The 15,190-nt window shown below is 71.7% G+C and carries 9 protein-coding genes and 1 tRNA gene; 8 read left to right on the top strand and 2 right to left on the bottom strand.

The window, feature by feature from the left end:
• Positions 1-55 precede the first annotated feature (55 nt).
• The 6 genes from trpB (at position 56) to pyk (ending at position 11,070) form a co-directional block, all read left to right on the top strand.
• A complete protein-coding gene (trpB, locus tag AB0I45_RS02155) occupies positions 56-1,285 on the top strand; it encodes a tryptophan synthase subunit beta (protein WP_295688898.1) in 1,230 nt (409 codons plus the stop codon).
• Positions 1,285-2,067, top strand: a complete 783-nt coding sequence (gene trpA / locus AB0I45_RS02150; RefSeq protein ID WP_247424860.1) for a tryptophan synthase subunit alpha — start codon at positions 1,285-1,287, stop codon at positions 2,065-2,067. The genes trpB and trpA overlap by 1 nt, the downstream gene beginning before the upstream one ends.
• The gene (gene lgt, locus AB0I45_RS02145) at positions 2,060-3,226 is read left to right on the top strand and encodes a prolipoprotein diacylglyceryl transferase (protein WP_295688896.1); all 1,167 of its coding nucleotides are present in this window, start codon (positions 2,060-2,062) and stop codon (positions 3,224-3,226) included. Before trpA ends, lgt begins: the two co-directional genes overlap by 8 nt.
• Positions 3,227-3,361: 135 nt before the next feature.
• Positions 3,362-8,008 carry a glutamate synthase large subunit gene (gene gltB / locus AB0I45_RS02140; protein ID WP_295688894.1) on the top strand — a complete coding sequence of 1,549 codons (4,647 nt, stop codon included), beginning with the start codon at positions 3,362-3,364 and terminating at the stop codon, positions 8,006-8,008.
• A complete protein-coding gene (locus AB0I45_RS02135; protein ID WP_295688892.1) occupies positions 8,001-9,449 on the top strand; it encodes a glutamate synthase subunit beta in 1,449 nt (482 codons plus the stop codon). The genes gltB and AB0I45_RS02135 overlap by 8 nt, the downstream gene beginning before the upstream one ends.
• Positions 9,450-9,540: 91 nt before the next feature.
• Positions 9,541-11,070 carry a pyruvate kinase gene (gene pyk, locus AB0I45_RS02130; RefSeq protein WP_265809600.1) on the top strand — a complete coding sequence of 510 codons (1,530 nt, stop codon included), beginning with the start codon at positions 9,541-9,543 and terminating at the stop codon, positions 11,068-11,070.
• Positions 11,071-11,124: 54 nt separating this feature from the next.
• Here the strand turns inward: pyk and AB0I45_RS02125 are convergent.
• Positions 11,125-11,206 (bottom strand) — tRNA-Leu (locus AB0I45_RS02125).
• A 94-nt stretch (positions 11,207-11,300) separates the two neighbouring features.
• Here AB0I45_RS02125 and AB0I45_RS02120 point away from each other — a divergent pair.
• A complete protein-coding gene (locus AB0I45_RS02120) occupies positions 11,301-11,918 on the top strand; it encodes a response regulator (protein WP_137319785.1) in 618 nt (205 codons plus the stop codon).
• 39 nt (positions 11,919-11,957) lie between these two features.
• Here AB0I45_RS02120 and AB0I45_RS02115 read toward each other — a convergent pair whose 3' ends face one another.
• Entirely contained in the window at positions 11,958-12,419 is a 462-nt protein-coding gene (locus tag AB0I45_RS02115; RefSeq protein ID WP_295688889.1) for a hotdog fold thioesterase, read from the bottom strand.
• Between the two features lie 84 nt (positions 12,420-12,503).
• Between AB0I45_RS02115 and polA the strand changes: the two genes are divergently transcribed.
• Positions 12,504-15,185 carry a DNA polymerase I gene (polA, locus tag AB0I45_RS02110; protein ID WP_295688888.1) on the top strand — a complete coding sequence of 894 codons (2,682 nt, stop codon included), beginning with the start codon at positions 12,504-12,506 and terminating at the stop codon, positions 15,183-15,185.
• Positions 15,186-15,190: the final 5 nt, after the last annotated feature.

Genomic DNA, 15,190 nt, shown 5'->3' with positions numbered 1-15,190 from the left:
CCTCCGGCACGCCCGCGCGCCGCTCCACTCGCCGCATCCGATCCCGAAGGACCTCATGGACCACGAGCTGTTCTCATCACCGGCCTCCGAACTGCCCCAGGGCCCGTACTTCGGGACGTTCGGCGGCCGCTTCATCCCGGAAGCGCTCATCAGCGCCCTCGACGAGATCACCGACGCCTTCGCCAAGGCGACCGTCGACCCCGGGTTCGTCGCCGAGCTCCACCGCCTCCACCGCGACTACACCGGCCGCCCGAGCCTGCTCACCGAGGCCCCGCGCTTCGCCGAGCACGCCGGTGGTGCCCGGATCCTCCTCAAGCGCGAGGACCTCAACCACACCGGCAGCCACAAGATCAACAACGTCCTCGGGCAGGCGCTGCTCGCACAGCGGATGGGCAAGACCCGTCTCATCGCGGAGACCGGGGCCGGCCAGCACGGCGTCGCGACCGCCACCGCTGCCGCCCTCATGGGACTCGAGTGCCGGATCTACATGGGCGCCCAGGACACCGAGCGGCAGGCCCTCAACGTCGCCCGGATGCGGCTCCTCGGTGCCGAGGTCATCGCCGTCGAGGCCGGATCCCGCACCCTCAAGGACGCGATCAACGCGACCTTCCGCGACTGGGTCGCGAGCGTCGACACCACCCACTACGTGTTCGGCACCGTCGCCGGCCCGCACCCCTTCCCCATGCTCGTGCGCGAGTTCCAGCGGATCATCGGGCTCGAGGCGCGCGCCCAGATCGAGGAGCTCGTCGGCCGCCTGCCCGACGCCGTCACCGCCTGTGTGGGCGGCGGGTCCAACGCGATGGGCATGTTCCACGCCTTCATCCCCGACTCCGGGGTCCGGCTCGTCGGGTGCGAGCCCGGCGGCGACGGGGGAGAGCTCCACGCCGCGTCCCTCACCCGGGGCACCGAGGGCGTGCTCCACGGCGCCCGCTCGATGATGCTCCAGGACGACGACGGACAGACGATCGAGAGCCATTCGATCTCCGCCGGCCTCGACTACCCCGGGGTCGGTCCCGAGCACGCTTGGCTCCACGACTCCGGCCGGGGCGAGTACCGGGCGATCACCGACGCCGAGGCGATGGAGGCCTTCCGGCTGCTCGCCCGCACCGAGGGCATCATCCCCGCGATCGAGAGCGCCCATGCTCTGGCCGGGGCGCTCCAGCTCGGCCGCGAGCTCGGGCCCGATGCCGTCATCGCCGTGTGCCTGTCCGGCCGCGGCGACAAGGACGTCGACACGGCGGGGAAGTACTTCGGCTACTTCGACGCGAACAACGAGGAGGACTGATGAGCACCGCACCCGTGCTCCGCGCCTGCGCGGCGGAGAACCGCGCCGCCTTCATCGGCTACCTGCCGGTCGGCTATCCCGACGTGCCCGGCTCGCTCGACGCGATGCGCGCCCTCGTCGCCGGCGGCGTCGACATCGTCGAGGTCGGCATGCCCTACAGCGACCCCGGGATGGACGGCCCGGTCATCGAGGCCGCGGGCGTCACCGCGCTCGCCGGCGGGGTGCGCACCCGCGACGTCCTCACCGCGATCGAGGCCGTCCGCGAGGCCGGCGCAGCGGCGGTGACGATGACGTACTGGAACATCGTCGAGCGCTACGGGGTCGAGGCGTTCGCCCGCGACCTCGCCGCGGCCGGCGGCAGCGGCATCGTCACCCCCGACCTCGTCCCGGACGAGGCGGGGGAGTGGATCGCGGCCTCCGACGCCCACGGGCTCGATCGGATCTTCCTCGTCGCGCCGTCCTCGAGCCCCGAGCGGCTCGCCTACGTCGCCGGCAGCTCGCGCGGCTTCGTCTATGCCGCCTCGACGATGGGCGTCACCGGCACCCGCGCCGAGGTCGGCTCCGCGGCCGCCCAGCTCGTCGCCGACACCCGCTCGGCCGGCGCCGAGCACGTGTGCGTGGGACTCGGCGTGTCGACGCGCGAGCAGGCCGCCGAGGTCGCGGCCTACGCCGACGGGGTCATCGTCGGCTCCGCGCTCGTCAAGGCGCTCGACTCCGGCGGGACCGCCGCACTCGAGCGGCAGGCCGCGGAGTTCGCCGCCGGGGTGCGCGACCGTGGCTGAGCCGAGCACCGCCGGAACGGCCGTCGACGTGCTCGCAGCGATCCCCTCGCCCTCGTGGAGCGGGTTCTCGCTGGGACCGCTGACCATCCACGCCTACGCGCTGTGCATCCTGCTCGGCATCGTGCTCGCGCTGTGGGTGACGAACCGTCGCTGGCAGGCGCGCGGGGGGTCCGAGGACGACCTGTGGAACATCGCCATGTGGGCGATTCCCGCCGGCATCATCGGCGGCCGGCTCTACCACGTGTTCTCCACCCCCGACCCGTACTTCGGGCCGAACGGGAATCCGGTCGCAGCGCTCTACATCTGGAACGGCGGGCTCGGCATCTGGGGCGCGGTCGCGCTCGGCGTCCTCACCGTCTTCTTCGTCTGCCGGCACTACGGCATCCGCTTCACCGCGTTCCTCGACGCCGCGGCTCCCGGGCTCATCCTCGCCCAGGCCGTCGGCCGCTGGGGCAACTGGTTCAACCAGGAGCTGTTCGGCGCCCCGACCACCCTGCCGTGGGGGCTGGCGATCGACCGCGAGATCGACGGCGCGCCCAACCCCAACTGGCCCGACGCCGCGCTCCCGGTCGACACCCTGTTCCACCCGACCTTCCTCTACGAGTCCCTGTGGAACCTCGTCGGGTTCGTCCTCCTGATCTGGGCCGGGCGCCGGTTCGCGCTCGGCCACGGCCAGGTGTTCTTCCTCTACATCTGTTACTACACCGCCGGCCGCGTGTGGATCGAGGCGCTGCGCATCGACACCGCCGAGCTCATCCTCGGCGTCCGCCTCAACGTCTGGGTGTCGATCCTCGTCTTCGCCCTCGGCGCGGCGCTGTTCGTGCTCTCCCGGATCCGCCATCGGGCACCCGAGGACGGGGTCTACACGGGCCGGCGGGCGCAGCCCGGATCGGAAGACGACACCGACGGCCGTGACCACGACGACCATGGTTCGGCCGGCCATGCCGGCCCCACGGCCGCCGGCACCGCCCCCGGGGACGCCGCTCCCGGGTGGGCGCCCGGCCCTGCTCCGCGTGATCCCGAGGACCCCGAGGCTCCGCGCGGCTCGACGATGTCGAAGCGGAGCTTCGGCTTCTTCGGTGCGGTGACCTCGGCGATCTCGATCGTCCCGCAGGTGGGGTCGCGCACACGATCCGAACGCCCGCCGCGCGCCGACTGACAGTTCGTGTACACTGCAAACCCGCGATCGGTGACCCGCGTCACCTCTCGCAGGTCCTCGGGGTCCGCCCGCTGACCGATGCAGACAGCGCCGTCCGCAGAAACCATGTCCGCAGCAGTTGAGAAGGACGGTGCCATGAGCCCATCCCGCATGTCCGCGCCCGCCCTGCCCCACAGTGCCCTCCCGGCCGCACGGGGACTCTACGATCCCGGGGCCGAGCGCGACTCGTGCGGATTGGCGATGATCGTCCGCTACCGCGGGGACGCCGACCACCTCGTCGTCCAGCAAGCCCTCACCGCGCTGCGGAACATGGAGCACCGCGGTGCCGTCGGCGGCGACGAGGGCACCGGCGACGGGGCCGGCATCACGGTCCAGGTCCCGCACCGGTTCCTGAGCGACGTCCTCGACTTCTCCCTGCCGGAGCCCGGCGACTACGCCGTCGGCACGGCGTTCCTCGACCCCGCCGACCCCGAGCGCGGCCGCGCGATCGTCTCCGGCTTCGCCGCCGAGGAGGGCCTGCGGGTGCTCGGCTGGCGCAAGGTGCCCATCGTCGCCGATATCGTCGGACGCGCCTCGCGGGCCGTCATGCCGCAGTTCAGCCAGGTGTTCCTCGCCCTCGACCCGAAGATCCCGGTGACCACCGACGACCACGGCCATCCGCTCCAGGAGGAGCTCGAGCGGCGGTGCTTCGCGACCCGCAAGCGCAGCGAGCACGAGGGGATCTACTTCCCCTCGCTGTCCTCGAAGACGCTGACCTACAAGGGCATGCTCACGACCGCCCAGGTCGAGGCGTTCTACCCCGACCTGCGCGACGAGCGCTTCGTGTCCCGGATCGCGCTCGTCCACTCCCGGTTCTCGACGAACACCTTCCCGTCCTGGCCGCTCGCGCAGCCCTTCCGGATGATCGCCCACAACGGCGAGATCAACACCGTGCGCGGCAACCGCAACTGGATGCGCGCCCGGGAGAGCGACATGTCGGCCCAGACCCTCGCCTCGCCGTGGTCCGACGGCTCGACCCGCGACCTCAGCCGGTTCTTCCCCGTCGTCACCGAGGGCGCCTCCGACTCCGCGTCGTTCGACGAGGTCCTCGAGCTCCTCGTCATGGGCGGCCGCTCGCTGCCCCACGCGGTGATGATGATGATCCCCGAGGCGTGGCAGAACGACGACTCCATGGACCCGGCGCGTCGGGCCTTCTACGAGTACCACTCGCTCCTCATGGAGCCGTGGGACGGACCCGCCTGCGTGTCCTTCACCGACGGGACTGTGGCCGGCGCCGTCCTCGACCGCAACGGCCTGCGGCCCGCCCGCTACGTCGTCACCGACGACACCGTCGTGCTCGCCAGCGAGGTCGGCGTCATCGACCTGCCCGACGAGCGGATCATCAAGCGCGGCCGCCTCAAGCCCGGCCGCATGTTCCTCGTCGACACCGCCGCCGGCCGGATCGTGCCGGATGCGGAGATCAAGGACGAGCTCGCCGCCGCGCACCCCTACGCGGAGTGGCTCGAGACGGAGAGCTCCGAGCTCGCCGACCTGCCCGACCGGGAGCACATCGTCCACCCGCAGTCCTCCGTGGACCGCCGCCAGCGCACCTTCGGCTACAACGACGAGGACCTCATGTTCCTCATCGGACCGATGGCGGAGACCGGTGCGGAGCCGATCGGCGCGATGGGCTCCGACACCGCGATCGCCGCGTTCGCGCAGCGCCCGCGGATGCTCTTCGACTACTTCGTGCAGAGCTTCGCGCAGGTGACGAACCCGCCGCTCGATGCGATCCGCGAGGAGCTCGTCACCAGCCTCGCGACCGGGCTCGGCCGCGAGCACAACCTGCTCGCCGCCGGCCCCGAGCACGCCCGGCAGGTCCTCCTGCCCTACCCGGTGATCGACAACGACGAGCTCGCGAAGTTCGTCCACCTCACCAAGCCGCGCCGCCGCGGCGGCGCGGAGCGGCCCTCGTCCCACGTGCTCAGCGGGCTCTACGCGCCGGCCGGCGGGGGAGTGAGCATGGCCCGTCGGATCGAGGAGCTGTGCACCGAGGCGAGCGAGGCGATCGCGCGCGGGGTCCACTACCTCATCGTGTCCGACCGCGACTCCACCGCCGAGCTCGCCCCGATCCCCTCGCTGCTGCTGACCTCGGCGATCCACCACCACCTCATCCGTGAGCGCTCCCGCACCCGGGTGTCGCTCCTCGTCGAGGCCGGCGACGTCCGCGAGGTCCACCACGTCGCGACCCTCATGGCCTACGGCGCCTCCGCGGTCAACCCCTATCTCGCGATGGAGACCGCGGAGCTCCTCGTCCGCGAGGGCCGGATCCCCTCGGTGACCGAGGAGCAGGCCGTCGCGAACCTCCTCACCGCCCTCAACAAGGGCCTGCTCAAGATCATGTCGAAGATGGGCATCTCGACGGTGCAGTCCTACCAGGGCGCCCAGACCTTCGAGGCCGTCGGCCTGTCCAAGGCCTTCGTCGACCGCTACTTCACCGGCACGGTGTCCCGGCTCGAGGGCCTGAGCATCGAGGGCGTGGCCGCCGAGGTCGATGCCCGCCACACCATGGCCTACCCCGCCCAGCACCCGCCGCTGCCGCACCGCCGGCTCGAGATCGGCGGGGAGTACCAGTGGCGCCGCGAGGGCCCCACCCACCTCTTCAACCCGGAGACGGTGTTCAAGCTCCAGCACTCGACCCGCACCCGCCGCTACGACATCTTCCGCGAGTACACCCGCCTCGTCGACGACCAGGCCGAGGAGCTCATGACGCTGCGCGGGCTGTTCGACCTGCGGCCGCTCGACTCGGGCCCGATCCCGCTCGAGGAGGTCGAGCCGGTGAGCTCGATCGTGCGCCGGTTCTCGACCGGGGCGATGAGCTACGGCTCGCTGTCGCAGGAGGCGCACGAGACGCTCGCGATCGCGATGAACCGGCTCGGCGGCAAGTCGAACACCGGAGAGGGCGGCGAGGACGTCGACCGGCTCCTCGACCCGGAGCGGCGCTCGGCGATCAAGCAGGTGGCGAGCGGGCGCTTCGGCGTCACCAGCCTCTACCTCACCCACGCCGAGGACATCCAGATCAAGATGGCGCAGGGCGCGAAGCCCGGCGAGGGCGGGCAGCTCCCGCCGTCGAAGGTCTACCCCTGGGTGGCGCGCACCCGCCACGCGACCCCGGGCGTCGGCCTGATCTCCCCGCCGCCGCACCACGACATCTACTCGATCGAGGACCTCGCCCAGCTCATCCACGACCTCAAGCGGGCCAACCCGGCCGCCCGCATCCACGTCAAGCTCGTCGCGGGGATGGGCATCGGCACGGTCGCCTCGGGCGTGGCGAAGGCGAGCGCGGACGTCGTGCTCGTGTCCGGCCACGACGGCGGCACCGGTGCGAGCCCGCTCAACTCTCTCAAGCACGCCGGCGCCCCCTGGGAGCTCGGCCTCGCCGAGGCGCAGCAGACCCTGCTCCTCAACGATCTCCGCGAGCGAATCAGCGTCCAGGTCGACGGCCAGCTCAAGACCGGCCGCGACGTCGTCATCGCCGCGCTGCTCGGCGCCGAGGAGTTCGGCTTCGCGACGGCCCCGCTCGTCGTGTCCGGCTGCGTGATGATGCGCGTGTGCCACAAGGACACCTGCCCCGTCGGCGTCGCGACCCAGAACCCGGTGCTGCGCAGCCGGTTCACCGGGAAGCCGGAGTTCGTCGTCAACTTCTTCGAGTTCATCGCCGAGGAGGTCCGTGAGCTCCTCGCCGAGCTCGGCTTCCGCAGTCTCGGCGAGGCGATCGGGCAGGTCGAGCGGATCGATATGCGCAAGGCGATCGGGCACTGGAAGGCGCAGGGGCTCGACCTCACGCCGATCCTCACCGTGCCGACCCTCGTCGACGGCTCGCCGGCGACGGTGCGCAAGCAGACGACGGTGCAGAACCACCGCATCGAGGAGCACTTCGACCAGCGCCTCATCAGCGCCGCCGCACCCGCCCTGCGGAACCGGGAGGCGGTGGAGATCGACGCCGAGGTGTGCAACATCGACCGCAGCGTCGGCACGCTGCTCGGCCACACCGTGACGCGCACCTTCGGCACCGACGAGCTCCCCGACGACACGATCACCGTGCGCCTCAGCGGCAACGCCGGCCAGTCGCTCGGCGCGTTCCTGCCCGCCGGGGTGAGCATCCACCTCTCCGGCGACGCGAACGACTACGTCGGCAAGGGGCTGTCCGGCGGGCGCATCGCAGTGCGCACCGCACCCGGCGTGTCCGGCCGGCCGGAGGACAACGTCATCGCCGGCAACGTCATCGGCTACGGCGCGACGAGCGGCGAGATGTACATCTCCGGTCAGGTCGGCGAGCGGTTCCTCGTCCGCAACTCCGGGGCCCGCGCGGTCGTCGAGGGGATCGGCGACCACGGCCTGGAGTACATGACCGGCGGCACCGCGGTGGTCCTCGGCGCGGTGGGCCGGAACTTCGGCGCGGGGATGTCCGGCGGCACCGCCTATCTGCTCGACTTCGACGCCGCGCGGATGAATCGGGCGGACGTGCGCGCCGGCCGGTTCCGGCTGGACGGGGTGCAGGCCGAGGACTCCGCCGAGCTCCTCGAGCTCCTCGCCTCGCACGTCCACCACACCGGCTCGTCGCTCGCATCCGAGCTGCTCGCCGCCCACGACCGCGGCGAGGACGTGCTCGCCCGCTTCACCCGCATCGTCCCCGCCGACTACGCGGCGGTCCTCGAGATCCAGGCGCAGTGCGCCGAGTCGGGGCTCGACCCGGAGGGCGACGAGGCCTGGACCACGATTCTGGAGGCAACTCATGGCTGATCCGCGCGGATTCCTCAAGGTCACCGAGCGCGAGCTCCCGCCCAAGCGACCGGTCCCGGTGCGGCTCATGGACTACCGGGAGATCAACACGACGATGGACCGGCAGGCGTTCATCGAGCAGGCCGGACGCTGCATGGACTGCGGCATCCCCTTCTGCCACCAGGGGTGCCCGCTGGGGAACTACATCCCGGAGTGGAACGACGCGATGTGGCGCGACGAGCTCGAGCGCGCCGTCGGCCTCCTCCACAGCACGAACAACTTCCCGGAGTTCACCGGCCGCGCCTGCCCCGCACCGTGCGAGAACGCCTGCGTGCTCGGCATCAACCAGCCGGCGGTGACGATCAAGAACATCGAGGTCACCATCGTCGACCGCGGGTTCGAGGAGGGACTCATCACGCCCTTCGTCGCGGAGCGGATCTCCGGGCGCCGGGTCGCCGTCGTCGGGTCCGGGCCGGCCGGCCTCGCCGCCGCCCAGCAGCTCACCCGGGCAGGCCACACCGTCGTCGTGTACGAGCGCGACGACCGGGTGGGCGGGCTGCTGCGCTACGGCATCCCGGACTTCAAGCTCGAGAAGCACCACATCGACCGCCGGCTCGCGCAGATGCGCGCCGAGGGCACCCGGTTCCGCACCGGGGTCGAGATCGGCGTCGACATCTCCTGGGACGACCTCCACGACCGCTTCGACGCGATCGTCGTGTGCACCGGTGCGCTCGCCCCGCGCGATCTCCCGCTGCCCGGCCGGGACCTGCCCGGCGTCGAGTTCGCGATGGACTACCTCGTGCCCGTCAACCGGCAGCAGGCCGGGGACGAGGTCGAGATCATCGACGCCGCCGGCAAGGACGTCATCATCATCGGCGGCGGCGACACCGGCTCCGACTGCCTCGGCACCGCCCTGCGCCAGCAGGCGAACTCGGTGACGACGCTCGCGATCGGCAAGCGCCCGCCCGTCGAGCGCCCCGCCGACGGCCCCTGGCCCACGACGCCGCGCGTGTTCGAGGTCTCGACCAGCCACGAGGAGGGCGGGGAGCGGACCTTCCTCGCCTCCACGGTGGAGTTCCTCTCCGACGACGCCGGTGCGCTGCGCGCGCTGTCGGTGGCGGAGACCGGGTTCGTCGACGGCCGGCGCGTCCCGCTGCCGGGCACCGAGCAGGAGATCCCCGCCGACCTCGTGCTCATCGCGCTGGGCTTCACCGGCCCGGAGACCGCGCAGCTCGCCGATTGGGGGCTCGCCGTCGAGCGCGGCAGCTTCGCCCGGGCCCGCGACTACTCGACCGATGTCCCCGGCGTCTACGTCGCCGGCGACGCCGGCCGCGGCCAGTCGCTCATCGTGTGGGCGATCGCCGAGGGCCGTGCGGCGGCCGCGGAGGTCGACGCCTACCTCATGGGCTCGACGCTGCTGCCCAAGCCGGTCACGCCCACGGAGGCCGCGCTCAGCGTGTGACCCCTCCGCTCCCGGCGCACCGTGCGGCGGGTGTGAGGATGATGACGGATGCGCGAATTCCTCGTTGCGCACGCGACGCGGGGCACCCCGGATGACTAGGGTGGACGGCATGAGGCATGCAAAGATCGTCGCCACTCTCGGCCCCGCCCAAGCAACCTACGAGGACATCCGCGCGCTGATCGAGGAGGGCGTCGACGTCGCCCGCTTCAACTTCAGCCACGGCACCCGTGCCGAGCACGAGGAGCGCTACCGCTGGGTGCGCCAGGCCGCCCAGGACACCGGGCGCACCGTCGGCGTCCTCATCGATCTCCAGGGTCCGAAGATCCGCGTCGGCACCTTCGCCGACGGCGCGAAGCCGGAGCTCTCCAAGGGGGATGCCTTCACGGTCACCACGCGGGACGTCGCGGGCTCGGCGAGCGAGGTGTCGACGAGCTACGCCGGACTGCCCGGCGACGTCGAGGTCGGCGATCCGCTCCTCGTCGACGACGGCCGGATCCGGCTGCGCGCCGTCGAGGTCACCGACACCGACGTCCGCTGCGAGGTCGAGGTCGGCGGCCGCATCTCCGACCACAAGGGCATCAACCTGCCCGGCGTGGCGGTGTCCGTGCCGGCGATGTCGGACAAGGACATCGAGGACCTCCGCTGGGGCCTGCACCTCGGTGCCGACTGGGTCGCCCTGTCCTTCGTCCGCACTCCCGCGGACGCCGAGCTCGTGCGTGATGTCATGCGCGAGGAGGACATCCTCATCCCGGTCATCGCGAAGCTCGAGAAGCCGCAGGCCGTCGAGGTGCTCCCGGACATCGTGCAGGCCTTCGACGGGATCATGGTCGCCCGCGGCGACCTCGGCGTCGAGCTCCCGCTCGAGCAGGTGCCGATCGTGCAGAAGCGCACCGTCGAGCTGTGCCGGCGGCAGGCCAAGCCCGTCATCGTGGCCACCCAGATGCTCGAGTCGATGATCGAGGAGCCGCGCCCCACCCGCGCGGAGGCCTCCGACTGCGCGAACGCCGTGCTCGACGGCGCGGACGCCCTCATGCTCTCAGGGGAGACCTCGGTCGGGGCGCACTGGCTCGAGGCGGTGCGCACGATGAGCCGGATCATCACCTCGACGGAGGAGCACGGGCTCGAGCGGATCGCGGAGCTCGGCACCGAGCCGCACACCCGCGGCGGCGCGATCACCGCGGCCGCGGTGCGGGTCGCCCAGCAGCTCGACATCGACCTGCTGTGCACCTTCACCCAGTCGGGCGACTCGGTGCGCCGGATGTCGCGCCTGCGCGCCCCGCATCCGATCCTCGCCTTCACCCCGGACGTGCGCGTGCGGCACCAGCTCGCGCTGACCTGGGGCGCCCAGGTGTTCCTCGTCAAGGAGGTGCGCCACACCGACCAGATGGCGCGCCAGGTCGATGCGGTGCTGCTCGGCAACGGTCGTGCCCAGGAGGGGCAGCTGTGCGTCATCGTCGCCGGCTCCCCGCCGGGGATCGCCGGGTCGACGAACGCGCTGCGCGTGCACCGGATCGGGGATGCCTCGAAGGGGCTGGCCGCGGCCTACCGCGACGAGTCGGACAACGGGGAGAACCCGCTCGAGGGGTACGGGGAGATCCGGGAGGACGCCGCGCAGTCCTGAGCGGGGGAGCGGGAGCGCCCCGGGATCCTGCCGGGGTGCCCGCGCGGCTTCGAGTACCGGATGCGGGACTCGAACCCGCACGTCTTGCGACAGCGCATTTTGAGTGCGCCGCGTCTACCAATTCCGCCAATCCGGCATACCCGTCCATGGTAGAGCACGTGCGTGCATGCGCGCGTCGCCGGGCCCGGGGCAGGTGGCTAAGCCCGCGCCCGGGGGTCTAAGATCGGGGCGTGCCTACTTCAGACAGCGCCCCCGCCCCCGATCAGGGTCCGGTCCGCCGGATCGTCGTCGCCGAGGACGAGGCGGTCATCCGCCTCGACATCGTCGAGATGCTCCGTGAGATCGGCTACGACGTCGTCGGCGAGGCCGCCGACGGCGAATCCGCGATCCGCCTCGCCGAGGAGCTCCGCCCCGACCTCGTGGTGATGGACATCAAGATGCCGATCCTCGACGGCATCTCCGCCGCCGAGCGCATCGCCCGCGCCCGCATCGCCCCGGTCGTGCTCCTCACCGCGTTCTCGCAGAAGGAGCTCGTCGAGCGCGCTCGCGACGCCGGCGCGATGGCCTACGTCGTCAAGCCCTTCACCGCCGCCGACCTCGCCCCGGCGCTCGAGATCGCGCTGTCGCGGCACGCCGAGATCGGTGCGCTCGAGACGGAGATCGCCGACCTCACCGACCGCTTCGAGACCCGCAAGCTCGTCGACCGGGCGAAGAGCCTGCTCATGTCGAACATGGGGCTCACCGAGCCCGAGGCGTTCCGCTGGATCCAGAAGACGTCGATGGACCGGCGTCTGACGATGCGCGAGGTCGCCGAGACCGTCCTCAGCCAGATCGGCAACAAGGGCTGATCCGAACTCCGGCGGCCAGGCCCAGCGCTGCGAGCGGGCTCAGCCCTGCGAGCGCTGCGCGAGGACGAAGTTCGTGATCCGCACGATCGACAGCAGCTTCCCGTCCGCGTTCGTCATCTTCACCTCGTGGCTGATGAGCGTGCGCCCGTGGTGGAGGACCTCCGCGCGGCCGTAGACCCAGCCCTCGCGGATGGGCCGCAGATGGGTGGCGTTGAGATCGACTCCGACGACGTCGTGCCCGTTCGCCAGCAGGTACGAGTGCATCGACCCCAGGGTCTCCGCGAGCACGACGTGCGCCCCGCCGTGGAACAGCCCGGCCGGCTGCAGATTGCCCTCCACCGGCATCCGGGCGGAGAACCAGTCGTAGCCCATGTCGAGGAACTCGATGCCGCACCGCTCGACGAGCGTGCCCGACGTGCGGCCGGCGTTGTACTCCATGAGGCGGCGGTAGTCCTCGGGGGCGAGCCCCGGCTCCATGCGCGGTCGATCGTGTGCGGTCATTCCTACTCCTTGCTCCGGGCAGCCGAACGGGTGCGTCGAGGTGGGTGCGGGGCGTGCGGGGACGCGAGGCGCTAGGCTGGCAGGGTGAGTACGGATACCCGCAGACTGCTGCTGATCGACGGCCACTCCCTGGCCTACCGCGCCTTCTACGCCCTGCCGGTGGAGAACTTCTCCACCACCACGGGCCAGTCCACGAACGCCGTCTACGGCTTCGTGTCCATGCTCATCAATGTACTCGCCTCCGAGGAGCCCACCCACATCGCGGTCGCCTTCGACCTCGGCCGCGAGACCTTCCGGCTCGAGGAGTACCCGGAGTACAAGGCCGGCCGGGCGAAGACCCCGCCGGAGTTCCACGGCCAGGTCGAGCTCATCCAGGACCTGCTGCGCGCCCTCGCCGTGCCGGTGGTGACGCAGGAGGGCTTCGAGGCCGACGACGTGCTCGCCACCCTCGCCGTGCAGGGCACCGCCGCGGGGATGGAGACCGGGATCGTCACCGGGGACAAGGACTCCTTCCAGCTGGCCTCGCCGAGCGTGACGATCCTCTACCCCAAGCGCGGGGTGAGCGAGCTCGCCCGGATGACCCCGGAGGCCATCGAGGACAAGTACGGCGTGAGCCCGGAGAACTACCGGGGGCTCGCGGCGCTCGTGGGGGAGAAGGCCGACAATCTGCCCGGTGTGCCCGGCGTCGGCGACAAGACCGCGGCGAAGTGGTTGACGAAGTACGGCGACCTCCCCGCGGTCCTCGCCGCCGCGGACGACATCGGCGGGAAGGCCGGGGAGAACCTGCGCGCCCACCTGTCCGAGGTCGAGCGCAACCATCGCCTCAATCGGCTCGTCACCGACCTCGAGCTCGCCACCTCGGCGGCGGAGGCGGTGCGCGGAGAGGCCGACCGGGAGGCCGTCGAGGCGCTGCTCGACCAGCTCGAGTTCCAGGTCCTCGGGCGCCGCCTCGAACCTCTGCTCGGCGCCGCCGCGGCACCGGCGGCCGACGCGGAGATCCCCGTCCCGCGCCTCGTCGACGCCGCCGGGCTCGTCGAGTTCGTCTCCGGGCTCGACGCCGAGGCGCCGGTCGGGGTCGCCACCGACGCGCGCTTCGAGCTCGGCCTCGGCACCGTCGACGCGATCGGGATCGCGCAGGGCGATGCGGCCGTCACCGCCGACCTCACGACACTCGACCCGGCGGCCGTCGACGCGCTGTCGGAGCTGCTCGGCTCGCATCCCGGACTCGTGCTCCACAGCGCCAAGCCGCAGCTCAAGGCGCTTGCCCAGGCCGGGTACCCGCTGCCGCACCTCGCGCTCGACACCGAGATCGCCGCGTACCTGCTCGTGCCCGACCAGCGGACCTACGAGCTCGCCGATCTCTGCACCCGCCACTGCGGGTTCAGCCCCGCCGTCGCGGAGGACGAGCCCGAGGCCGGCACGCTCGACCTCGGGCCGGCGGACGCCGCGAGCGCGCTCACCGGCATCGGCCGGAGCGCCTGGGCGGTGCTCCCCCTCGCCGCGGTGCTCCGGGAGCGGATCGAGGCCGCCGGGATGACCGGGGTGCTCACCGACATCGAGATCCCGCTCGTGACGATCCTCGCGCGGATGGAGCTCACCGGGATCGCCGTCGACCGCTCCGGGCTCACAGCGCTCGGGGCCGAGTTCGGCGCCCAGGCCCAGGCGAGCGCGGACGCCGCCTACGCCGCGATCGGCCACGAGGTCAACCTCGGCTCGCCCAAGCAGCTCCAGACGGTGCTGTTCGAGGAGCTCGAGATGCCGCGCACCAAGCGCACGAAGACCGGGTGGACCACCGACGCCGACGCGCTCACCGACCTGTTCGTCAAGACCGGGCACCCCTTCCTCGAGCACCTGCTCGGCTACCGCGACACGACGAAGCTCAAGCAGACCGTCGTCGGGCTCGAGCGGATGGTCGCCGACGACGACCGGATCCACACGACCTACCTGCAGACGGTCGCGGCGACCGGCCGCCTGTCCTCGATCGACCCGAACCTCCAGAACATCCCCGTGCGCACCGACGCCGGGCGGCGCATCCGCGAGATGTTCGTGCCCGCGGCCGGGGACGGCTTCGCCGACCTCGTCACCGCCGACTACTCGCAGATCGAGATGCGCATCATGGCCCATCTGTCGGGCGATGCGGGGCTCATCGACGCGTTCCGGGCCGGCGAGGACCTCCACTCCTTCGTCGGTGCGCGCGTGTTCGACGTGAGCACCGACGCCGTCACCCCGGCGATGCGCTCCAAGGTCAAGGCGATGTCCTACGGGCTCGTCTACGGCCTGTCCGCCTACGGTCTGTCCAAGCAGCTGCGGATCGGCGTCGAGGAGGCGCGTGGCCTCATGGACGAGTACTTCGAGCGCTTCGGCGCCGTCCAGGAGTACCTCGCCGGAGCCGTCGAGTCCGCCCGCCGAGTGGGATACACCGAGACGATGTACGGCCGTCGCCGCTACCTCCCGCAGCTGAGCAGCGACCGCCGCCAGGTCCGCGAGATGGCCGAACGCGCCGCGCTCAACGCCCCGATCCAGGGCACTGCGGCCGACATCATGAAGATCGCGATGCTCCGCGTCGACGCGGCGCTCGCCGAGGCCGGGCTGGCCAGCCGGGTGCTCCTCCAGGTGCACGACGAGATCGTGCTCGAGCTCGCCGACGGCGAGTTCGATGCGGTGGCCGAGCTGCTCGCGACCACGATGGGTGCGGCCGCGGAGCTCGAGGTGCCGCTCGAGGTCAACATCGGCCGCGGCGCGACCTGGCAGCAGGCCGCCCACTGAGGCCG

It is taken from the genome of Brevibacterium sp. NPDC049920, from assembly GCF_040656435.1.
Taxonomy (GTDB): Bacteria; Actinomycetota; Actinomycetes; order Actinomycetales; family Brevibacteriaceae; genus Brevibacterium; species Brevibacterium pityocampae.
Note: the sequence above shows the minus strand (reverse complement) of the source record. Positions and strands in the feature narration are given on the sequence as shown.

Excerpts from the sequence above, each read along its gene's own strand:
- trpA (WP_247424860.1), top strand. The coding sequence starts at position 1,285 with ATGAGCACCGCACCCGTGCTCCGCGCCTGCGCGGCGGAGAACCGCGCC.
- trpB (WP_295688898.1), top strand. The coding sequence starts at position 56 with ATGGACCACGAGCTGTTCTCATCACCGGCCTCCGAACTGCCCCAGGGC.
- gltB (WP_295688894.1), top strand. The coding sequence starts at position 3,362 with ATGAGCCCATCCCGCATGTCCGCGCCCGCCCTGCCCCACAGTGCCCTC.
- AB0I45_RS02115 (WP_295688889.1), bottom strand. The coding sequence starts at position 12,419 with ATGACCGCACACGATCGACCGCGCATGGAGCCGGGGCTCGCCCCCGAG.
- AB0I45_RS02135 (WP_295688892.1), top strand. The coding sequence starts at position 8,001 with ATGGCTGATCCGCGCGGATTCCTCAAGGTCACCGAGCGCGAGCTCCCG.
- pyk (WP_265809600.1), top strand. The coding sequence starts at position 9,541 with ATGACTAGGGTGGACGGCATGAGGCATGCAAAGATCGTCGCCACTCTC.